General features: G+C 43.0%; 21 protein-coding genes and 1 pseudogene. 11 read left to right on the forward strand and 11 right to left on the reverse strand.

Features of this window, described 5'->3' with window-relative positions:
* Positions 1 to 5 precede the first annotated feature (5 nt).
* Positions 6 to 1,145, reverse strand: coding sequence for a chromate efflux transporter (chrA, locus tag L3V41_RS18660; protein WP_237128292.1), 1,140 nt, complete (start codon positions 1,143 to 1,145; stop codon positions 6 to 8).
* A gap of 31 nt (positions 1,146 to 1,176) precedes the next feature.
* Here chrA and L3V41_RS18665 point away from each other — a divergent pair, with 31 nt between their 5' ends.
* Both L3V41_RS18665 and L3V41_RS18670 read left to right on the forward strand, forming a co-directional pair.
* On the forward strand, positions 1,177 to 2,046 hold the full coding sequence (locus L3V41_RS18665) for a transporter substrate-binding domain-containing protein (RefSeq protein WP_237128282.1): 870 nt from the start codon (positions 1,177 to 1,179) through the stop codon (positions 2,044 to 2,046).
* Between the two features lie 80 nt (positions 2,047 to 2,126).
* Positions 2,127 to 2,759: an OmpA family protein gene (locus L3V41_RS18670; RefSeq protein ID WP_062568300.1), complete on the forward strand. Its 633-nt coding sequence runs from the start codon at positions 2,127 to 2,129 to the stop codon at positions 2,757 to 2,759.
* Between the two features lie 63 nt (positions 2,760 to 2,822).
* On the opposite strand, the gene L3V41_RS18675 is transcribed toward L3V41_RS18670, so the two are convergent.
* Positions 2,823 to 4,595 (reverse strand): ABC transporter transmembrane domain-containing protein, encoded by a 1,773-nt coding sequence (locus L3V41_RS18675; protein ID WP_237128283.1) that lies wholly within the window; start codon positions 4,593 to 4,595, stop codon positions 2,823 to 2,825.
* 78 nt (positions 4,596 to 4,673) lie between these two features.
* Here L3V41_RS18675 and L3V41_RS18680 point away from each other — a divergent pair, with 78 nt between their 5' ends.
* The 3 genes from L3V41_RS18680 to L3V41_RS18690 are packed head-to-tail and all read left to right on the forward strand — an operon-like array spanning position 4,674 to position 6,239.
* Positions 4,674 to 5,072: a DUF3224 domain-containing protein gene (locus L3V41_RS18680; protein WP_237128284.1), complete on the forward strand. Its 399-nt coding sequence runs from the start codon at positions 4,674 to 4,676 to the stop codon at positions 5,070 to 5,072.
* Positions 5,072 to 5,689 carry a LysE family translocator gene (locus L3V41_RS18685; RefSeq protein WP_237128285.1) on the forward strand — a complete coding sequence of 206 codons (618 nt, stop codon included), beginning with the start codon at positions 5,072 to 5,074 and terminating at the stop codon, positions 5,687 to 5,689. Before L3V41_RS18680 ends, L3V41_RS18685 begins: the two co-directional genes overlap by 1 nt.
* Before the next feature lie 10 nt (positions 5,690 to 5,699).
* Positions 5,700 to 6,239: a PH domain-containing protein gene (locus L3V41_RS18690; protein ID WP_237128286.1), complete on the forward strand. Its 540-nt coding sequence runs from the start codon at positions 5,700 to 5,702 to the stop codon at positions 6,237 to 6,239.
* On the opposite strand, the gene L3V41_RS18695 is transcribed toward L3V41_RS18690, so the two are convergent.
* From L3V41_RS18695 to L3V41_RS18705, 3 genes are all read right to left on the reverse strand, one after another.
* Positions 6,236 to 8,026 (reverse strand): alkaline phosphatase D family protein, encoded by a 1,791-nt coding sequence (locus L3V41_RS18695; RefSeq protein ID WP_237128287.1) that lies wholly within the window; start codon positions 8,024 to 8,026, stop codon positions 6,236 to 6,238. The genes L3V41_RS18690 and L3V41_RS18695 overlap by 4 nt on opposite strands.
* A 62-nt stretch (positions 8,027 to 8,088) precedes the next feature.
* The gene (locus L3V41_RS18700) at positions 8,089 to 8,433 is read right to left on the reverse strand and encodes a rhodanese-like domain-containing protein (protein ID WP_054562833.1); all 345 of its coding nucleotides are present in this window, start codon (positions 8,431 to 8,433) and stop codon (positions 8,089 to 8,091) included.
* Position 8,434: 1 nt separating this feature from the next.
* Complete coding sequence (locus L3V41_RS18705; RefSeq protein ID WP_054562832.1) at positions 8,435 to 8,623, reverse strand: DUF2892 domain-containing protein; 189 nt, start codon at positions 8,621 to 8,623, stop codon at positions 8,435 to 8,437.
* Positions 8,624 to 8,756: 133 nt separating this feature from the next.
* Between L3V41_RS18705 and L3V41_RS18710 the strand changes: the two genes are divergently transcribed.
* Genes L3V41_RS18710 through L3V41_RS18720 form a run of 3 tightly spaced genes read left to right on the forward strand, consistent with a single transcriptional unit; the run spans position 8,757 to position 13,404 of the window.
* On the forward strand, positions 8,757 to 9,062 hold the full coding sequence (locus L3V41_RS18710; protein ID WP_062568294.1) for a metalloregulator ArsR/SmtB family transcription factor: 306 nt from the start codon (positions 8,757 to 8,759) through the stop codon (positions 9,060 to 9,062).
* Between the two features lie 3 nt (positions 9,063 to 9,065).
* Positions 9,066 to 12,353, forward strand: a complete 3,288-nt coding sequence (locus tag L3V41_RS18715) for an efflux RND transporter permease subunit (protein WP_237128288.1) — start codon at positions 9,066 to 9,068, stop codon at positions 12,351 to 12,353.
* A complete protein-coding gene (locus tag L3V41_RS18720) occupies positions 12,343 to 13,404 on the forward strand; it encodes an efflux RND transporter periplasmic adaptor subunit (protein WP_062568292.1) in 1,062 nt (353 codons plus the stop codon). Before L3V41_RS18715 ends, L3V41_RS18720 begins: the two co-directional genes overlap by 11 nt.
* Here the strand turns inward: L3V41_RS18720 and L3V41_RS18725 are convergent.
* The 3 genes from L3V41_RS18725 to L3V41_RS18735 are packed head-to-tail and all read right to left on the reverse strand — an operon-like array spanning position 13,397 to position 15,325.
* Positions 13,397 to 14,074, reverse strand: a complete 678-nt coding sequence (locus L3V41_RS18725) for a nitroreductase family protein (RefSeq protein WP_054554404.1) — start codon at positions 14,072 to 14,074, stop codon at positions 13,397 to 13,399. The two genes, L3V41_RS18720 and L3V41_RS18725, sit on opposite strands and share 8 nt — an antisense overlap.
* 37 nt (positions 14,075 to 14,111) lie before the next feature.
* On the reverse strand, positions 14,112 to 14,486 hold the full coding sequence (locus tag L3V41_RS18730) for a DUF5329 domain-containing protein (RefSeq protein ID WP_237128289.1): 375 nt from the start codon (positions 14,484 to 14,486) through the stop codon (positions 14,112 to 14,114).
* A complete protein-coding gene (locus L3V41_RS18735) occupies positions 14,483 to 15,325 on the reverse strand; it encodes an endonuclease/exonuclease/phosphatase family protein (RefSeq protein ID WP_193987932.1) in 843 nt (280 codons plus the stop codon). Before L3V41_RS18735 ends, L3V41_RS18730 begins: the two co-directional genes overlap by 4 nt.
* A gap of 169 nt (positions 15,326 to 15,494) precedes the next feature.
* On the opposite strand from L3V41_RS18735, the gene L3V41_RS18740 reads away from it, so the two are divergent.
* The gene (locus L3V41_RS18740; RefSeq protein ID WP_130149119.1) at positions 15,495 to 15,803 is read left to right on the forward strand and encodes a Bor family protein; all 309 of its coding nucleotides are present in this window, start codon (positions 15,495 to 15,497) and stop codon (positions 15,801 to 15,803) included.
* A complete protein-coding gene (locus tag L3V41_RS18745; protein WP_062568288.1) occupies positions 15,800 to 16,126 on the forward strand; it encodes a hypothetical protein in 327 nt (108 codons plus the stop codon). Before L3V41_RS18740 ends, L3V41_RS18745 begins: the two co-directional genes overlap by 4 nt.
* Here L3V41_RS18745 and L3V41_RS18750 read toward each other — a convergent pair.
* Positions 16,127 to 16,315: pseudogene (locus tag L3V41_RS18750) on the reverse strand (multidrug ABC transporter substrate-binding protein); the annotation flags it as partial.
* Positions 16,316 to 16,435: 120 nt separating this feature from the next.
* Between L3V41_RS18750 and L3V41_RS18755 the strand changes: the two are divergent.
* The gene (locus tag L3V41_RS18755; RefSeq protein ID WP_193987931.1) at positions 16,436 to 17,332 is read left to right on the forward strand and encodes an aldo/keto reductase; all 897 of its coding nucleotides are present in this window, start codon (positions 16,436 to 16,438) and stop codon (positions 17,330 to 17,332) included.
* 60 nt (positions 17,333 to 17,392) lie between these two features.
* On the opposite strand, the gene L3V41_RS18760 is transcribed toward L3V41_RS18755, so the two are convergent.
* Both L3V41_RS18760 and L3V41_RS18765 read right to left on the reverse strand, forming a co-directional pair.
* The gene (locus L3V41_RS18760) at positions 17,393 to 18,070 is read right to left on the reverse strand and encodes a TorF family putative porin (protein WP_237128290.1); all 678 of its coding nucleotides are present in this window, start codon (positions 18,068 to 18,070) and stop codon (positions 17,393 to 17,395) included.
* 286 nt (positions 18,071 to 18,356) lie between these two features.
* Positions 18,357 to 19,523 carry a hypothetical protein gene (locus L3V41_RS18765; protein ID WP_237128293.1) on the reverse strand — a complete coding sequence of 389 codons (1,167 nt, stop codon included), beginning with the start codon at positions 19,521 to 19,523 and terminating at the stop codon, positions 18,357 to 18,359.
* Positions 19,524 to 19,543 lie beyond the last annotated feature (20 nt).

A 19,543-nucleotide genomic window follows, 5' to 3' on the forward strand; every position in this document is an offset into this window, starting at 1 on the left:
TAGTACTAGCTGATATATTGCTGCCCCAACGCCAGCATAATAAAACCTACTAATAGCCACCAAATAGGTGGCTTTGCAAGTCTAAGCCAAGCAAACGCAACTACCACAACGATGATATGCCACACAGTGTGTATTGCTGATTGCCAAATCGGCGAGTAAAGTGCCGCTGCTAAAAAGCCGACTACCGCGGCATTTAATGCAGCAATACTTCCTGCGAAACGGGGCTTATCAGCAAGCTGCAACCAGCTTTTCAAAAATGCGAACATTAATAAAAAACCAGGTAAGAAAATTAAAAGTGTTGCGAGGATTGCACCTGCCAATGAGCTGTTGGGCATCACTTGTGCGCCGAGGTATGTGGCAATCGTAAACATAGGCCCAGGGATGGCCTGTGCACTAGCATAAGCCGACAAGAATTGCCCAGTCTCAAGAGTTGGTACACCTGCTTGCAAAATGGGTAGCACTACATGGCCACCGCCAAATACCATCGCACCAGTTTGGTAAAATGGTGCAAACATTTCAAACCATTCACCTAAAGGTAAAAAGCTAAGTAATAGTAAGGTGCCGAATAGCCCAAGGGGGAGCCACGCGAGAGTCACTTTTTTACTATTATTGGTGAGGGGGAGTTTAATGTGCGGGTAAAACCAGCCAATTGCAGCTGCCACAATAAGCACAAAAACTTGGCTTGATAACTGAGCAAAGAATATAAGCGCAAGTGTACTCATCACCGCGATAAGCTTGTGTAAGTGGGTTTTGCAAAAGCTCACTGCCATACTGTAGGTTGCATCGGCGACAATCACTACAGCAAAAAGTTTAAGACCCGCAATGACGGCAAAGTAAAGGTTGCCAAATTGATGGGCGCTCAACGCGAGGAAAAACATAATTAAAAATGAAGGCAGGGTAAAGCCAATAAATGCGCTAAGGCCACCCAGCAATCCTGCTTTTTCGACCCCAATAGCAAAGCTGACTTGGCTGGAGCCCGGTCCTGGTAGAGCTTGGCTTAGACTAATTAGTTGCGCGTATCGTTCGTTGCTTAGCCAGTTCAGATTATCAACAAAATGCCTTTTGAAATAACCAAGGTGAGCTGCAGGGCCACCAAAACTCATACAGCCTAGTAATAAAAATTGTTTAAATATAATGAGTAACATTGCTTTTGCCATACAGGTAATCCACTCTATTATGACAGCATTGTATGACATTTTTGTGGTTTTTATGACATTAACGTGTCTTTCATTATCAAAAATGAGTGAACTTGGTGTGAGTAACCCTTTGAGACAATATTTTACTTACCTGCTATTACTACTTGGTACAGGGGCTGTTTTTGCTTCGCCGTTGCCTAAAGTAACGGTCGGGTTAGATCACGCGCCCCCTTATAGCATAGCGACTAAAGATGGAAAATTTAGTGGTGTAGTGGTTGATATAATGCGCGACATGCAAAAAAGTTTACCATTTAGAGTTGATTTTGTTGCTTGTCCATTTCCTCGCTGTGTGAAAATGCTTCAACAAAATGAAATCGATGTTAAAGGTGGATTAATCCGTACTGCTAAGCGTGAAAAAACAATGCACTTTTTAACACCTCCTTATATGGTGCTGACGTCTTCATTTGTGTTTTATGCCCGTGCTAGCAGCTTATTCACTGTCAATAAATATCAAGATTTACGTGGTAAACGCATAGCTGTAACGCGTGGTGCTGTTCACTTTCCTCGCTTTGACCAAGACAAACGATTGCTAAAAGTGGAAGCGCTTAGTGAAAATAATGCCTTCGAGATGTTACTTAAGGGACGTGTCGAATTAGTCATCGGTGTCGAAGATACAGCCGATAATGCGTCAGTGTTTTTACATCGACCCACAAAACAAATTATTAAAATGCCTTATCGTTTTGATGATGTAATCTATGGGCATCTTGCTCTTAGCAAACAGTTTGCTAACACTGAATTAGCACGGCAGTTTCAAGAGCACCTGAATGCAATTGTTGAAAATGGCCGGCTGAGCGAGTTAGTTAAGGTTTATAACCTGCCGGCTGTCACAAAAGTAAATGTGAACAATTAACCTATTCTTCATGGTTTGTTCATCGTTATTTGTTCATAATTGTTAATAATTCAATATTAGTAATTGCCATGGAGAGACACATGACTTTTAGCAAATCGGTTCTAGCAGTAGGTGTATGCGCTGTTTTATTAACAGGTTGTGAAACAACAAATACAGGTAAAGGCGCAGCTATTGGTGCAGCAACGGGAGCTGTTTTAGGTAAAGCAACAGGCGATCATGATGATAAACGTATTTTCATTGGTGCAGCAATTGGTGCTTTAGCAGGTGCGGCTGTAGGTGATTACATGGACAAGCAAGAAGAGGCTTTCCGTGATGAGCTGGCAGGCTCTGGCGTTGAGGTTGTTCGTGAAGGCGATAATATCCGTCTAGTCATGCCATCGAATATTACATTTGCAACTGACCAATCTTATATCACATCGGGCTTTCATAATACGCTGAACGCTATTGCTCAAGTGATGAACAAGTACGAAAAAACTTACTTAAGTGTTGAAGGTCATACTGATAGCACCGGTCGTGATAGCTATAACATGACGCTTTCTCAACAACGTGCACAAAGTGTTAAAGATTACCTAGTGAATCAGCAGATATTATCTGCCCGTATAAGTACACGAGGTTATGGTGAAACACGTCCAGTAGCAAGTAATGATACTGCAAATGGTCGTGCTCTGAATCGTCGTGTAGAGATTCAAATTGTACCAAACACACAAGGTTAGGCTTAAAGCCTGAGCTTGTGGTCAGGTTTGATTTGCCCTTTCAAACCTGACAATCCCTCTTTGTTAATCACGATTAAATTGTAGTTCGCACAACTGCTTATACAAAGGATTAGCAGCTAGTAATTGCGGATGTGTTCCTGTCGCAATCACTTCCCCCTTATCCATTACCACTATTACATCAGCATGTTTAACTGTTGCTAAACGATGTGCAATGATCAGTGTTGTTCTATCTTGCATTAAATGTTCTAGTGCGGCTTGTACATGAAACTCACTTTGCGCATCAAGAGCGCTGGTGGCTTCATCAAGTAAAAGAATGGCAGGATCTTTTAATATTGCCCGTGCTAGCACAATGCGTTGTTTTTGCCCGCCAGAAAGCCTGACTCCTTGTTCACCTAAAAAGCTTTGATAACCATCCGGTAATTGAGTAATAAACTCATCGGCATGGGCATATTTTGCCGCCGTATAAACTTGCTCATCGGTTGCATCAGGGTTGCCATAGCGAATGTTATGCATCACGTCTGAACTAAATAAAATAGGGTTTTGTGCCACCATACCCATTTGCTGACGCAAGCAATTTAGTGAAAGCGCTTTAATATTAACCCCTGCTAGTGAAATACTCCCTGAACTTGGATCGTAAAAGCGCTGTAGTAATTCAAACAGTGTGGTTTTACCCGCCCCTGATGGGCCGACAATCGCCACTGTTTGCCCTTGTTTTACGGTTAAATTAAGCGTATTTAATGCGGCGCTATCTGGTCTTGAAGGGTAATGGAAAGACACATTTTCAAATTGAATTGCAGGGTGATTTACTTTATTCGCATTAAATTGTGCATCACTGTTTTTGGCTGGGCTTTGGATCATACTTTCAACGGCAAGTAGCTCCAGCAAGCGGGCGGCAGCACCTGCAGCTCTTTGTAATTCACCGTAAACTTCAGCAACCGTTGCTACAGACATCGCCACCATAATGGCATAAAACACGAAAGCACCAAGCTCACCGCCTGTCATCGTGCCCGCAAGTACATCACTGCCACCAATCCAAAGCATAATACTAATAGCTGTAAAGGTGAGGAATATCACCGCTGCAATTAAAAATGAGCGTTGCTTGATGCGGCTTTTAGCCACCTGAAAGGCTTTATTGGTCTCGTTAGCAAAGGCCGCTTTTTCACGTTCTTCATGGCTGTAGCTTTGTACAACTTTAATATTCTGGATTATTTCGCCTGCGTAAGTACTGATATCGGCAATGGCATCTTGGCTAGAGCTTGCGAGCTTTCTCACTTTTCGGCCAAAAATCATCATTGGAAGTAGTACCACAGGTACGCAAGCAACAACCACAAGGGTTAGCTTTAAGTTGGTGATAAGCAGCATAGCCAAACCACCAATCAGCATTAAGCTACTGCGTAGTGCCATTGAAAAAGAGGAGCCGATGATAGATTGTAATAAGGTTGTGTCGGTCGTTAACCGTGACATTAGCTCACCGCTACGATTTTCTTCAAAGTAGCTTGGGTGCAAAGTGACGATACGGTCGAACACCGCTTTACGAATATCATTACTGACTCGCTCGCCAATCCACGACATTAAATAAAAGCGGCAGAATGTGCCAACAGCTAATAAGCTAATCAAACCAATGAGTACCATTACAGCTTGTTGGAGCTGGGCTTGTGAGCCAGCAATAAAGCCATGATCAATGACAAATTTAACGCCTTGACCAAGCGATAGGTTGACACCTGCGGTGAGTAACAAAGCTGCAAGGGCGGCGAATACCACCCACTTATAAGGCTTTATAAACGCTAAAATGGGTAATAAGCTTCGAAAAGCGGCCTGCTCTTTGGTTTTTGCCATGCTAGATTCTTTTAAGTGAATAGGGTATAGATATGGTTATCTTTGTTTTAAAAATCAACAGTAAAGTAAGGGATTAGTATGGAATCAATAACTGTTAGTGGTGAATTCACCGTTAAATTAAACCCAATCGGTGGTTATGCGACAGGTCAAGATGGTGTGAATCTTGGACGTATGTCAATAGATAAAGAATTCTCTGGTGCACTTGAGGCATTGAGTCAAGGTGAGATGTTAAGTGCCATGACACCAACTCAAGGCAGTGCAGGTTATGTTGCTATTGAACAAGTTATAGGAAAACTCAATGGCAAGCAGGGCAGTTTTGTTTTGCAACATTTTGGCACGATGGATAAAGGGGCGGATCGTTTGATTTTAGAAGTCGTGCCTGACTCGGGGGCCGGTGAACTTGAAGGTGTAACAGGGAAAATGCACATTCGAGTCGAAGAGGGGATTCATTATTACGATTTTGAGTACCAGCTGTAATGACATTACCTTTATGGCTTAGCCTAGTCGCCGTTTGCATTATGGGCGCAATGTCACCGGGGCCGAGTTTAGCTGTGGTATTAAAGCACAGTCTGCATGGTGGCATGAAAAACGGTATGTTAGCAGCACTTAGCCATGGTATCGGGGTCGGGTTTTATGCCTGTGCTTCGTTGCTAGGGTTAGGGGCATTGATGACTCAACTGCCAACACTTTATCAAGTACTTGTTTATGGCGGTGCAGCATATCTTGCCTATTTAGGGATTCGTATTTTATTAGCTAGGCCCAGCTCGCAAACACTGCATGTTGAGAAAGCGAAGCCAAGCCCTCGTGCAGCTTTGCAAGATGGCTTTGCCATTGCCTTTTTGAACCCAAAGCTTGCGGTATTCTTTTTAGCGCTGTTCTCGCAATTTATTGACCCAGAAAACCTCACGTTTCAGGTTGGGTTGATTATGTGCTTAACGGTGTTTGTGCTCGATACGGGGTGGTATCTACTTGTTGCACTGTTAACCGAAATATCAAAAAAACGGTTTGGTTTTACCAAGGCAAACCCTTGGTTTGAAAAGCTACTGGGGGTGATTTTTATTGCTCTGTCAGTTCGCGTTGTCGTCACTTTATAAGGAATTCGAAATGACAGAAAGCAGTTTATTGAGTGCCAGTTTTGATCCCAAAGTAAAACGGTATTGGTTATTACTGGGTATGTTTACCTGTGTGATTAGTATGGTAGGTATCCCTTTCATTCCCATTGTTGCGTTAATAATCTGGCTGGTGGCAGGGCGTATTTTAGCGGCGATGTCAGCTACTTTGTTAACTCGTAAATTAGTGGTGAAGCGTGGTGTCTTTTTTAAAGAAGAAAAGTCGATCCCTCTTGAAAAAATAACCGATGTAGCACTAAGCCAAGGTCCTTTGATGCGTCAATTTGGCCTTTATCGACTGAGCTTTGAAACGGCAGGTCAATCAGGGCAAGGTGCATTGGTATCATTACTCGGAGTGATTGATGCAGAGACGTTTCGCGAAGCAATCTTGAAACAAAAAGATGAAATATCTCAAACCAGTCCTAAAGCTGAGCATCAAGCAGAAGATAGTCAGTTAGAACTGCTACGTTCACTTACTTATAGCGTAAAAAACATTGAGCAAATGTTAGTTACGCTATTAGATGAAAAGCGTTAGGCCATTTGTAAAGTAGGGCTACCAGCTTGTACGCTGAGCGCTTTTTGACGCTCGTTAAGCAGTGTGTAATCGGCTGTTTTGACACTACTTACATAATGCCACTGGGCAAGCGCTTGTTGCTGAGTAAAGGTGACGGTTAAGTAGCCGCGTTCAACTAAGTTGTTGTAAGCTAAGTCGTTAACCAGCAATGCGATGACTTGCTCAACTTGTGCGACAGCTTCACTCGATTGTGTATTTAATGCTAAGTAGTTCTCAAGGCCCGGTGAAGAAACCGAAGATGTTGCAAACTCAACACCGGCTGCGGCGTTAGCAGAAACAGGGTTGCTGGCATCAGTGACTAATTGTCCTGCCCAACTGTTATGCGTATCACCCGCCAAGACGACTAAGTTCTTTTGCGCTGCAATTGCTGTCCCAAGTATTACCTCACGTTCATAAGCATAGCCATCCCATGCATCAAGATTATAAGGTGCTGTTGTTTCTACGCGTGCTCGCTGCTCACTCGTAACCGTTGGATCGCCAGCTAAAATGCGTCCTTTAATTTGCGCAAGCTCACTAAATAATGTATTTGCTTGAGCAAGTAATGCCGATGGATCAGCACCGCTTGCTTGAGTCACTTGAATGTTCATTAGTAACTGCAAAACCTCAAATGGCAAATGCATTTTGGTCATCAGCACTTGCTGCCCAAGCACTTGCCATTGTGTTGTTGCTGTCGTTAAACCATCGGTTAGCCATGTTAGTTGCTCATTACCTAATAGAGCACGAGTTGGAGAGCTGATTGCTGTAACAAAGTCAGTTTGTCCTTGGCTGCTGGTTAAATCGAAATCGGCGTAATTAACTTGCTCGTCGCGAGCTAAAACACGGGTATCGAGCATGTGTAATGACACTAAATTACCAAACTCAAAGCGTCGATAAATACGTTCTTTATCGGCTACATTACGGATAGGCATCCATTCAAAGTAGGCTTGTAGCGCATGCATTTTGCGCTCGCTAAATTCACCTTCGCCGTCGTTGTGATTTTCAGCGCCACTGTGCCATGTATCATTTGCTATTTCGTGGTCGTCCCAAACAGTAATAAATGCACAATGACTATGTGCAGCTTGTAGGTTCTCGTCTTTACGATAATGGCCGTAACGTTTGCGATAATCCGCTAAAGAAATGATTTCATCGCTATTGTCATCAGGTAATAAACGGCCTAGTTCGGTGGCATCTTCAGTGGCATAACCTGTATTGCCATATTCATAGATGTAGTCACCTAAGTGCAGTACTGCATCTAAATCGGTTTGTTTTGCGATTTCACCATACACATGGAAGTAGCCAGCAGGGTAGTTAGCGCAAGAGACAACGGCAAATTTTACTTGCTCTATGTTGCTGGTTGGGAGTGTTTTACCTGCCCCCGTGGGTGAAGTTTTACCATTACTTATGAAGCGGTAATAATAAGTAGTGTTAGCATCGAGACCTTGCAGATCAACTTTCAAGGTAAAGTCGGTTGCATCACTTACTTGTGTCTCGCCATCATGGCTTATGGTTGTGAAGTTAGCATCCGTTGAGGCTTGCCAAACTACGTTAACACTCGTGACGTTTTCAAGCGGGGTAATGCGAGTCCAAATAATCAGACTGTCAGCGAGCGGGTCGCCACTGGCTACACCGTGATCAAAGCTGACAAGGGTCTGCTTTGTGGTTTCATCATCATCGTCATTAAGACTACAGCCAGTTAAACCGAAAGATAAAACGGCGGCGCCAAAACCCGCCGCCGATGCTTTTAAAAAACGTCTCCGTGTAAAAGTCATTGCTCTGTACCTATGAGTAGAAAAGTACGAGCTTATCCGACCAGTGTTACTATTCTATGAAGCTAAAACACTTGGCAAATTTGTTCTGCATTACAGGTGATTACTGTGACATTTTCGTAGCCAACACGAGTCAGTGCTTCGGCACTGAGTGTAGCACGGGCACTACTTGCACAGTGTAAGTAGATTGGCCGAGCAGGGTCTTTTTCAATTTCCATTAATTTCATTTCAAGTACACCACGTGGGATATTAATTGCACCTGTCGCTGCTTTAGTGGCGTGTTCAGCAGGTTCACGTACGTCAATTAGTAAACCATGGTTTTCGCTTAATTCTTGTTTTGCTTGGTCAGCGCTAATGCGGCGCTGGTTTGGAGCAATAATTTTCATTAAGTCAGGAATTGGGGTCAGCATACTAATCCTCCATGCCAAGTTTGCGTAAAATGGTGATCATTGGGCACCACTTAGTGAATGCGGATTGAATTAAGTTTAGAGCAATAAATACCGTAAACCAAATCCACAGCGGACTGTGAAACTGTTGTAGCAACAATGAAATACAGATCATTACACCAGCAATTAAGCGAAGCGCGTCATTTAGTTTCATAATAAGACCTCGATAACAGAGTGATGTATTTAATATATTAGATAATTCTACATTAGTAAATTCTAATATTAGACTTTTCTAATATATCAATCTATACTTTAGCGGTATTTTAAGAATATAGAGTAGTGTGATTATGAACATCGATTTTGCGGCTATGGCCGACAATGTTGAACAAGCAGAGCAAATGCTAAAGATATTGGCGAATAAAAATCGTTTGATGATCTTATGTTCCCTACAAGATGGTGAAATGAGCGTGAGCGAATTAAACGAAGCTGTGCCGTTGGCGCAGTCGGCATTATCGCAACACTTAGCGGCGCTGAGAAAAGCTCAGATCGTCGCGACTCGACGCGAAAGCCAAACCATCTATTACCGTGTAATAGATAAGAATGTAGTGGCTATTCTTGCAACCTTATATGGTTTATTTTGCAAAGGTAGTTAGGTAATGAATGCTATCGATAATGCAGTAAAAAACAGCTTGAGCGGTCGCCTCCCTGTCATTATTTTTATTATGTCGGTATTGCTCGGTTTAATGGCATTAAAGCAAACCCCTCGTGAAGAAGAACCGCAAATTGTGGTTCCTATGCTTGATATATATGTGGCAGCGCCAAACGTTGAAGCGCCAGAAGTAGCAAGGTTGGTAACTGAGCCATTGGAGAAGTTATTGGCGCAGTTAACGGGCGTTGAGCATATTTACTCGACTACACAAAGTAATGCTGCTGTTGTCACTCTTCGCTTTGAAGTCGGTCACGATCGTGAGCGAGCCATTCTCGACACTTACACTAAACTCTATAGCTATCAACACACCATGGCGTCAGTGATCAGTTCATGGCAAATTCGTCCGGTTGAAGTGAACGATGTGCCCATTGTGATGCTGGGCTTATTTAGTAAAGATCCAAAACTCTACGATGATTACCAACTAACCCGCTTTGCCAACGAAATCGCTAACAGTTTACAGCGCATCGAAAACACCAGCGAAGTGAAAGTGATTGCTGGTAGAACTCGACAATTAACGATTAACCTTGATGCGAGCGCGCTCGCTGCACACCAAACAACCCTAACCGATGTGTATTATGCACTTAGCGTATCTAACCAATTAGTGAATGTGGGCAGTGTTGTTGAGGGGAGGCAGCAAATTACCTTACAAGTGGGTGATGTTTTACGTTCACAATCTGCGATTGAACGCCTTGTTGTCAACGTGGTAAACGGTAAGAGTGTTTACCTAAGTGATGTGGCCCAGGTGAGTGATGGCCCAAGCGAAGCACAAAGCTATCAATGGCTGGCTCAATCAGATAATCAGCAACAACTTCCTTTAGTGACCATTAGTGTCGCTAAACAAGCAGGCACCAATGCGGTCGCTGTAGCGAATGAAGTGCACAGTATGATGGGCAGTTTATCGGCTAATCTACTACCAGATGAAGTGGGCTACACCGTACTGCGTGACTATGGCCAAACAGCGAACGAAAAAGTAAATAACCTTACCTCGAGCTTAGTGTTTGCGGTATTTACCGTGGTTATTTTTGTTGGTGTATTTTTAGGCTGGCGACCAGCAATTGTGGTTGGTTTAGCAGTACCTATTTGCTACGGCATCACCCTGACACTTGATTTTGCCTTTGGCTATACAATTAACCGAGTCACACTGTTTGCACTAATACTTTCTTTAGGTTTATTGGTTGATGATCCGATCACAGGAATAGACAACATAAGTCGCTTTTTAACCCACAAAGGCGATAAAAAACAGCGCATAGTTGATGCCATGAGTGAAATACGTGTAGCGCTGTTTATGTCTACATTGACCATTATGGTGGCATTTATCCCACTTGCGTTTATCACCGGCATGATGGGGCCGTATATGGCACCGATGGCATTCAATGTGCCGGTAAGTGTAATGGTTTCAACCATAGTGGCATTTTTTGTTACGCCTTGGTTGGCCATGAAACTACTTAAAGCGCCAGTCGATGACAGCGTACAACTCGATGCCAATCAGCATGGTTTATATGAGCGTATATTATCGCCATTACTTGAGTCTAAAGGCCGTGCCAAACTCGTTTTATGGACTACATTAGCCTTGTTTGTCGCCAGTGCCATGTTACCCGTCATGCGTGTTGTGCCTTTAAAGCTATTACCGTTTGATAATAAAAATGAGTTACAAGTTTTAATCGATATGCCAGAAGGCACGAGCCTTGAGCAAACCGCGGCTTTCACTCGACAAGTACAAACCATCACTTGGCAATTAAATGAAGTAAGCGAGGCGGCAGCCTACGTTGGCCAGCCATCGAGCATGGACTTTAATGGTATGGTGCGTGGTTATTATCGACGTGAAGCAGCGAACCTTGCTGAGCTCAGAGTACTTCTGCTTGATAAAACTGAGCGCGGCCATCAATCTCATGCTGTGGTCATGCGCTTGCGTGCCGCATTAGCGCCATTGGCAACTGATGGCATTGTTATTAAAGTGGTTGAAGTACCACCAGGCCCGCCTGTTTTAAGTACCTTAGTGGCCGAAGTTTACAGTGAGCCATTTGTTGATACAGAGATTCACTATCAAGCAGCTCTTGCTGTTGCAGCAAGGTTAAAGCAAGAGCCGCATGTGGTAGAGGTTGATACCAGTATTGCTGCTAATGCGCCCTTACAGCGTTTTGTGACTGATAAAAGTAAAGCGTCATTGTCGGCGGTGTCTACGCAAGATATTGCCCAGACTTTAGCCATTGCCTCGCATGGGCAAAATGTTGGGGTGTTATATGTGAGCGGTGAAACAGACCCTGTTGATATTAAGCTGCAACTGCCGTATCAAGACCGAAATCAATTTGCTCAATTGCTGGCATTGCAGGTTCGCGGTGACAGAGAGCTTGCAAAAACCAGTGACGAATTTGGGCTGCAAAGTGCACCGCGTCCGCTGGTGGCGTTATCTGAATTGGGTGAGTTTCAGCATCAAGATGTTGCTAAACCAATTATGCGTAAAGATCAGCGTAATGTGGTGTATGTAATGGCTGAGCTAAACGGTCGTACACCCGCTGAAATTATTGCTGACGTCAATGCCGACTTAGGTATCAGCGCAGACGAATTTAGCCAAACTGATTGGCAAAGTAGGCACTTTTTCAATAATGGTGGTAGCCAGGCTTGGCAATTACCTGCTGGCACTGACGTAACCTTTAGTGGTGAAGGTGAATGGCGAATTACCATTGATGTATTTAGAGATATGGGCATTGCCTTTGCGTTTGCGCTCACTGCAATTTTCATCATCTTACGAATTCAAACAAATTCTGTCAGTTTGTCACTGATCATCATGTCGGCTATTCCATTAACCGTAATAGGGATCATGCCGGGCTTTTGGTTATTAAATCAATTTGGAGAGCGCACCATTGCTGGTGCTCCAGAGCCGGTGCTATTCACTGCAACAGCCATGATTGGCATGATTGCACTTGCCGGTATTGTGGTTCGTAACTCACTTATTTTGGTTGAATTTATTAATCAAGCTCGCAGCCAAGGTATGGCAATTAAACAGGCTTTAATCGCCGCAGGCACGGTGCGAATGCGCCCCGTGTTGCTGACAGCCGGAACCACCTTATTAGGTAACTTGGTGATCACCCTAGACCCAGTATTTAGCGGTCTAGCGATTGCGATTATTTTTGGGATTGTGGCATCAACATTGTTCTCATTATTTGTTGTGCCGCTGGTTTATTATTTAGTGTTTGCAAAGGATGCAGCCAAAGAGGAACAAGCTCATGCAAGGTAAATCAAAACTTATTGGTTCAATCATCGCGTTATCAGTGATCATTGTGGCGGTACTTTACATGGCGGGCAGTTTTTCTGATAAGCAAGCTGCAGGCATGAAAAACCCATCGGCAAATGATTACAAGGGTCAGTTAGTGACAGTGAGACTGGCTGATATTGCGCGTGATGAAGTTGTACCGGGCACTGTGATTGCCAAACAAAATACGCAAATCTCATCGCGAGTTATGGCACAAGTTGAGCGTTTAAATGTCCGCGCTGGCGATACAGTAAAACAAGGTGATGTGCTAATTACCTTGCAGCAAGATGACTTTCAAGCAGGGCTTGCTCAAAGTGATGCACAAATTAATGCTATTAATGCCTCGCTTACTCAAGCTGAAAAGCAGCTCAAGCGAGTTAATGACCTTTTCAAACAAGGTTTAGTGTCAGTCAGTGATTATGATGATGCGAAAGCAAGGTTTGATAATTTAAGCGCAAATCTAGCCATTGCTAAGCAGCAGCAAACACAAGCACAAGTTGCATTGAGTTTTACGCAAATTAAAGCGCCGATTTCAGGTGTTGTGGTGGAGCGTTTTGCAGAACCTGGCGACACCGCAACCCCTGGCACGCCATTACTCGCACTGTATAACCCACAGCAATTGCAATTAGCGTTTAATGTCAGAGAGCAGCAAGCAATTAAGCTGAATGTTGGCCAAACCCTAACGGTTAAATTACCTGCTTTATCAATATCGATGCCTGCCACAGTGACAGAAATTGTGCCCGTTGCTGATAGTGCTGCGCGTAGTATGGAAATCCGTTTAGAAACAGATGCGCAAACTGGGTTAATGCCTGGCCTTTACGCACAATTACAATTACCGCTCGCCCCTGAAAAAGGGGTGTTGATTGACTTGAGCTGGGTGCATCAATATGGCCAATTGAGTATGGTTTATTTACTTGAAAATAATCAAATCGTGCGTCGCTACGTTCGCCTTGGCGAAATGGTCGATGGACAGCAGCACATCGTTTCAGGTTTAAACCCAGGTGATGTGCTGGCTGTTGATTTTAAAGCTAAATAAAGGTCGCTATTTCGTCCAGCGACTTTTTCACTAAGGCATGTTCAGGGATGGTTGCATCTGTGCCTGGGTAGCCTGCAATGAGCAGCATGTAAGGGCGCTCATTATCTTTATCGCGGCCACAAATTTCGGTTAAAAAGCTCATTGGTTTTGGTGTATGCGTAAGAGTTGCAAGGCCCGCTCTGTGAAGTGCTTGAATTAAAAAGCCAGTTGCCAAGCCTACAGACTCATGAACATAGTAATTGGTATTTTTGTCATCGGCAGAAATACCCCCTTTCTTTTGGCTAAACACGGCAATTAGCCAAGGTGCATGCTCAAGGTAGGGCTTACTGGCATCTGTGCCAAGTGGTTTTAATGCATCTAACCATTCTTCACCTGCGCGACCTTCATAAAATGAGCGCTCTAGTTTTTCAGCTGCTTCACGAATTTGTTTCTTCACATCGCTGCTGTGTATTGCCACAAAGTGCCAAGGTTGATGATTGGCACCACTTGGTGCAGTGCCAGCCGCTTTAATACAGGTTTCGATTATTTCTTTTGGCACAGGTCGGTCGCTAAAACTGCGAATACTATGGCGACGTTGACTCACGGCTAAAAACTCTTCGGCGCGTTTTAGCATCTCGTCATGAGGGTACTCAATAAAATCATTGAGTGGCTGATTTTTGTGTTCTTGCATGGCTTTTCGCTTCTTGTGTGTTGATGATAAAATCGTGTTATTGTTGTCTATGCTGGCTACGGCGATAATCTGCCAACTCATTACTTAACCAGTCTTTTGCATTAATTAAAGTACCGTCGCTAAATCTTACCTTGTAAGGCTTGCCACTCCATGAGCTTTTACTTGCTAGGTTTTCTATAAATTTCTCGGCAGTTTTCGCATAACGGGTCGCTTTACGATATTTCATGGCAAGGTGCTCAGCAGCATCTTGGCTTGAATGCTCTGTGCCATTGCGAATAAATACGGCATCGCTGTTAGCGACAAAGTCAATTAAGTGATCGATCTCCTGCTGTGCACTCTGAGCGTAGCTTAATTGACTAACACCCAGCAGAATGAGCGCAAAGAGCCAATATACAGTTATTAAATTTTTCATAGCATTTCTGGTTCTATCGTTAAAGTGGCAATAATAGGGTTATGATCTGAACTATCCATTTCTGGCACGACCGTTGTTTCTATTTTGACACCACGTACCCATACTTGGTCAAGTGCTAATCCAAATGCTTTTGTACGTTTATCATCTAAATAAATAGCTTCATGTAACCCTAACTTGTTAAGTGTTTGTTTCAAAAGAGCCTGTCTTCGGTCGCTCCAAGTATTAAGGTCACCAGCAAATATGATCGGTCCTTGATGCATTCGCATGATGCTCGCTGCATCTTCGAGCTGTTGTTTAAAGTCACTCACACCTATTGTGAAGTTAATGCCATGTAGATTAATACTTAGTAATAACTGTTGATTAGGCAGTGCATATTCAACAATGTTGGTCGCTTTTGGGCTACGTAACCAAGGCTCTGTGTGGGTGAGTGTGCAATGCACCGCGGCGGGCCAGCGGCTGAGTGTCATAACACCAGATTGCACACTGCCACTTTTATACCCTTTAGCAAAACGCCAGTAAGGTTTGAGCTTTGTAAGCGCAGGCTCTTTGATAGCTTCTTGCAGTAACACAATATCAGCATTGGCATTTAGCTTTTGCAAATCTGTGAGTAAGCCATCTGTTTGTGCTTTGTAGATGTTCCAGCTCAACAATGTGAATTGATAGGGTAAAATGTAATGCGCTGCATAAGTTTGCATGCGGCTTTGTGCTAATTGTTGTTGACAGTTTGCTAGGTTGGCTGCGGTTTTGGTAATGCCTTGTTGCTCATCTGAGCTTGGAGTATTTGCAATACTTTGCCAAGACAATAAACTTAAGAACAATAAATGTAGATACGACGTCATAATTACCTTTACTTACAGACCTTCCTGATTAGTCTTTACTCTTTCCAGTTTAGTTCAAACTGAGCCTGTGAGAAACTGTAGCTTTTTTACAATTTTATATATTTTCTTACCCTTTATAGAAACTTCATGTTGTACACTGCAGCTTCAAATTATATCTGAAGGAAAACACATGAAGCAGTTAGTGTGCGTGTTACTTACGCTATCGTTAGTAGCATGTTCATCGGTGACTATCGTGCCTAATAAGGCAGACAAATTAACACGGAATGCTGACTATCAAGACAGTAGACCTTTCTACTTGTGGGGATTGGTGGGTGAACAGCGTGTTGATGTTAAAGCGGTCTGCCAAGATAAAAAAGTAATGCAAATGCAATCCCAGCAAACATTTACAGATGGAGCTTTGGGGTTGGTTACACTGGGTATTTATGCGCCTCACACTGTGAAAGTATGGTGTGAACAATATGGGCAGGAGCAATTATGAAACATGTATGCTTAACTGTAATTCTTGCTGCTGCTTTAAGTGGTTGTACACATATTTATTTTGATAATGGCAGCCCTACCTCAGCAAATAAGGGAGCAGTTACAGAACGTTGGCATCACAATTTTGCTGCTGCGTTGTACGAAGGCTCCAAGCCTGTGGATTTATCAATATACTGTCCTAATTCCGAGTGGCAAAGTGTACATACTTACAAGTCATTCCTTAATGTTGTAGCAGGCGAGGCGGTTAATGAAATAGGTGGGCCTATTTGGTACCCAAAAACAGTGGAAGTAAGCTGTGCTCAGGTACCCTATAAAGCCGATTAATTATTCGTATCGTAAAGCATCAATTGGGTTTAAGCGTGCCGCTTTAATAGCGGGCGCTAAGCCAAACACAATACCAATCAATGAAGTAAAGCCAAATGACAGTATAACTGCCCAACTCGGTATGTAGGCATCTGGCATGCTCGGCACTGATAACGAAATCAGCGACGCGGCGCCATAACCAATCAATACCCTAATTGTTGATTCTTTAGCAATTTATATTGTAACTGTATGTTAACAGGTGTGATGCTGTTAGTTGTGTTATTGTGTAAGCACTGGAATGAGTCGATATTTTTAAGTAAGTAGGTAGTTATGACGAATAACAATAGACGTTGTATTGATGAGTTAGTGTTAGGGTTTTGGCGCTTGTTAGATTGGCAAGTTACGCCACAACAGTGTTTAAGTTTTTTAGAAAATGCAATCGATATGGGGGTTTCACATACCGACCACGCTGACATTTACGGCGAATATGGCTGCGAAGCCGAATTTGGTAAAGCGCTTAAGTTGAAACCAAGTATTCGTGATGAAATTAAAATAATTACCAAGTGTGGTATCAAACCCGCATTTGCAAGTTTAGGGTTACAAGGTAAGGCTAACCATTATGATTCCAGTGCTGTGCATATCATTGCCTCAGCGCAACAGTCATTAAAGCATTTCAATACAGATAGGTTAGATGTGTTATTAATTCATCGTCCTGATTATTTAATGAATGCTGATGAAATGGCTGAAGCATTCAATACCCTCAAAGCGAATGGTGATGTGATTGACTTTGGTGTATCTAATTTTACGCCATCTCAACTCAGCTTATTACAATCCCGTTTAGATTTTGAATTGGTTACCAATCAGATTGAGTTTTCGCCTTACGAAATGAAAGCCCTTGATGATGGAACTTTAGACCAATGTCAATTGCTCGATATCAAACCAATGCTTTGGTCGCCGTTAGCAGGTGGACGTCTGTTCTCAAGTGATGATGAAAAAGCGATACGTTTACGCGCAGTGTTAGAGCAGGTCGGCACTGAAGTTGGTGCAAGTTCTCTTGATCAAGTGGTGTATGCTTGGTTATTGATGCATCCGAGTGCGCCATCTGTAGTGCTAGGTACGGGTAACATTGAACGCGTTAAATCAGCTGTTGCAGCTAAGGCTCTTAAGATAAGCCGTGAGCAGTGGTATCGTATTTGGCAGGGCTCAACAGGCCACAGTGTTCCTTAAGCTTCTAAACTAGAAAAGGGCCTTGCGGCCCTTCGTGTTGCAGCAAGTAACACATTCTTTTTAAAGTGTAAAATCTACCGCGTAAGCGACATACACTTTCACATCTGTTCCATCAATGTCAGTATCTGAAACGCCTAATGTAAAGCCGTCTTTAGATACCGAAACACCGTAGTCGATGATATTGTCATCACCAATGAAATCACCTGAGTAATGGCCGACATGCAGCGCCAGCTCTGTGCCATTATTTCCTATTGGAAAGCTATAATCGGCATTTAAATACAGTGAATCTCCAAAGTCGGTGCCATCGCCGCTTGCTGCTGATGAAGCTAATACGGCTGCGCCAAACGTGAAGCTACCCATACTAATGCTACCGTAGATCTCTGAAAAGTCTGCATCGGTAAACGAGGCCGCATCTGGGTATGCATAATAAATGTAGCCAACATCGTAGCTAAAGGTTTCATTGATATCGCCGCCAAAACCAGCGTAGAGATCAAGCTCGTAGGTCATATCTTCTGCCCAGCTAGCATTTGATACCCAAGTACCTGCATAAAAGCCAGATTCACTTGCGTAATCAATACCACCTTGAATTGCGGCATCACCGCCTGTCTGTTCTTGACCACGCCATAAGTAGTTTGAGGTTGCTGCCGCGTTAGCTGTTACTTCTGCAAAGCTATACGTCGAGCTTAAAGTAAGTAGCGTGAGGGCGCTGGCCGCGACCACTTTTTTTAGTTTTAGCATGTTTTGTATCCTGTTGTTATGTTGATTTTGCCCATTTCAGATTGCAGTCTGGTTATTTGTCGGGGCATTATTTTTATGTGTTGTCTGGATACGATATAGCACTGGTTGTGCCAAGTTAATTTACGGTGGGAATTTTTATGCTTTATTTCTTTTAAAACAGTCTTGTAAGTATTCTTTTGGTTAAAGTTGACTTGTATTTGAATTATTCATGCGCACTTGCATGGTGCAATAAATTTCCTGGTTGCACAATGAAGACGCAACCAGGTTTTTCTTACTTGATAGAGACTTAGCCGAAAATGGCACGTATTAAACTAATGGTTTCTTCAACGCTACGGCCTTTTTCAACTTCACTGATGATTGAATCGCGCTTAGCTTTAATATGTTCAGGGATATCATCACTTGCAAGGGCTCGGTCTACCAGTATTTCAGCCGATTCTTTACCGCGGCGTACAGTCTTTTTACCCGCAGAGCTTGTGCTGCTTTTAGGTTTGTTTAGTAACTTAATATAGTTAGAGCTATCAGCAGTCGCTTTGTCTGCATAATAAAAGAAGCTAGGTAACAAGGCTTTAATTTCAACTAGAGATTGTTCAAGTTCATTAGCCGCACTAGCCATTTTGTACCAAGGCATACTATGCACAGTTGATACAACATCTTGCCAGTAGCGCTCAAAATCGCGGTTATTTAACTTAGTTATACCTAATGCAGCACACAATGCATCAAGTTTACTATTTACGATTGGTGTAAACACGTCAGGTCGGCGCATTGCAAGTAAGCGAGTAGCAGGCGCAAGCGTTGGCTTTTCATCGCTGCCATTAAATGCCATGAAGTAAGCAACCATAAAATGCTGATAATGTTCTTGAGTTACTTCACCCTCAAGTGGAATATGTGCAAGAGCCTCATCGAACGAACCAGGTAAATCACTCAACATTTGGTGGAAACCTTTGGCGTTTTTAGTAGAAGCAAACCATTCAACGTCAAAGTTATAGCTGCTTGGATCGAGCGAGGCACTGTGCTTACCTGAAAACGCTAAACGGTCTTCTGGGATCATCTCTTTTAGTGATTGTGATTTAATCGCTGCAATGTAATTAGCTAAGCGTAGTTGCTCATCAAGGGCTACAAGCTCTTTATGCTGTTCGATGAAACTTGCGATAACTGGCCATGGCGCAACTCTTAACGTTTTTAACTGCAAAAAGCTGATTGCAGAAATTAATAAGTCATGAAGTTTTTTAAGTGTCGGTAATTGCTTATCTTCTAATAGATCGTAATTAATGCGATCGCGGCTTGCACTTAATAGCTCATAGCACCAACCTAAAAAGTCTTCAGGATGGTTTTCTACTTTAACTGCCATTAGATTTAAGCTGATATCAGAGGCTTGCTTGAGGATGTTTTGATAAATTTGACTTTCTTGCTCGCCAAGCGCCATTTTTGACGGTGAAATAAGCAGTTTCTTCATGCTTAATCGATACTCCAGTT

It is taken from the genome of Pseudoalteromonas sp. L21, from assembly GCF_021728035.1.
GTDB classification, from domain to species: domain Bacteria; phylum Pseudomonadota; class Gammaproteobacteria; order Enterobacterales; family Alteromonadaceae; genus Pseudoalteromonas; species Pseudoalteromonas arabiensis.

Bases quoted from the DNA above. Each gene is read 5' to 3' on its own strand.
- chrA (WP_237128292.1), bottom strand. From the start codon at position 1,145: ATGTTACTCATTATATTTAAACAATTTTTATTACTAGGCTGTATGAGT.
- L3V41_RS18665 (WP_237128282.1), top strand. From the start codon at position 1,177: ATGACAGCATTGTATGACATTTTTGTGGTTTTTATGACATTAACGTGT.
- L3V41_RS18670 (WP_062568300.1), top strand. From the start codon at position 2,127: ATGACTTTTAGCAAATCGGTTCTAGCAGTAGGTGTATGCGCTGTTTTA.
- L3V41_RS18675 (WP_237128283.1), bottom strand. From the start codon at position 4,595: ATGGCAAAAACCAAAGAGCAGGCCGCTTTTCGAAGCTTATTACCCATT.
- L3V41_RS18680 (WP_237128284.1), top strand. From the start codon at position 4,674: ATGGAATCAATAACTGTTAGTGGTGAATTCACCGTTAAATTAAACCCA.
- L3V41_RS18685 (WP_237128285.1), top strand. From the start codon at position 5,072: ATGACATTACCTTTATGGCTTAGCCTAGTCGCCGTTTGCATTATGGGC.
- L3V41_RS18690 (WP_237128286.1), top strand. From the start codon at position 5,700: ATGACAGAAAGCAGTTTATTGAGTGCCAGTTTTGATCCCAAAGTAAAA.
- L3V41_RS18695 (WP_237128287.1), bottom strand. From the start codon at position 8,026: ATGACTTTTACACGGAGACGTTTTTTAAAAGCATCGGCGGCGGGTTTT.
- L3V41_RS18700 (WP_054562833.1), bottom strand. From the start codon at position 8,433: ATGCTGACCCCAATTCCTGACTTAATGAAAATTATTGCTCCAAACCAG.
- L3V41_RS18705 (WP_054562832.1), bottom strand. From the start codon at position 8,623: ATGAAACTAAATGACGCGCTTCGCTTAATTGCTGGTGTAATGATCTGT.
- L3V41_RS18710 (WP_062568294.1), top strand. From the start codon at position 8,757: ATGAACATCGATTTTGCGGCTATGGCCGACAATGTTGAACAAGCAGAG.
- L3V41_RS18715 (WP_237128288.1), top strand. From the start codon at position 9,066: ATGAATGCTATCGATAATGCAGTAAAAAACAGCTTGAGCGGTCGCCTC.
- L3V41_RS18720 (WP_062568292.1), top strand. From the start codon at position 12,343: ATGCAAGGTAAATCAAAACTTATTGGTTCAATCATCGCGTTATCAGTG.
- L3V41_RS18725 (WP_054554404.1), bottom strand. From the start codon at position 14,074: ATGCAAGAACACAAAAATCAGCCACTCAATGATTTTATTGAGTACCCT.
- L3V41_RS18730 (WP_237128289.1), bottom strand. From the start codon at position 14,486: ATGAAAAATTTAATAACTGTATATTGGCTCTTTGCGCTCATTCTGCTG.
- L3V41_RS18735 (WP_193987932.1), bottom strand. From the start codon at position 15,325: ATGACGTCGTATCTACATTTATTGTTCTTAAGTTTATTGTCTTGGCAA.
- L3V41_RS18740 (WP_130149119.1), top strand. From the start codon at position 15,495: ATGAAGCAGTTAGTGTGCGTGTTACTTACGCTATCGTTAGTAGCATGT.
- L3V41_RS18745 (WP_062568288.1), top strand. From the start codon at position 15,800: ATGAAACATGTATGCTTAACTGTAATTCTTGCTGCTGCTTTAAGTGGT.
- L3V41_RS18755 (WP_193987931.1), top strand. From the start codon at position 16,436: ATGACGAATAACAATAGACGTTGTATTGATGAGTTAGTGTTAGGGTTT.
- L3V41_RS18760 (WP_237128290.1), bottom strand. From the start codon at position 18,070: ATGCTAAAACTAAAAAAAGTGGTCGCGGCCAGCGCCCTCACGCTACTT.
- L3V41_RS18765 (WP_237128293.1), bottom strand. From the start codon at position 19,523: ATGAAGAAACTGCTTATTTCACCGTCAAAAATGGCGCTTGGCGAGCAA.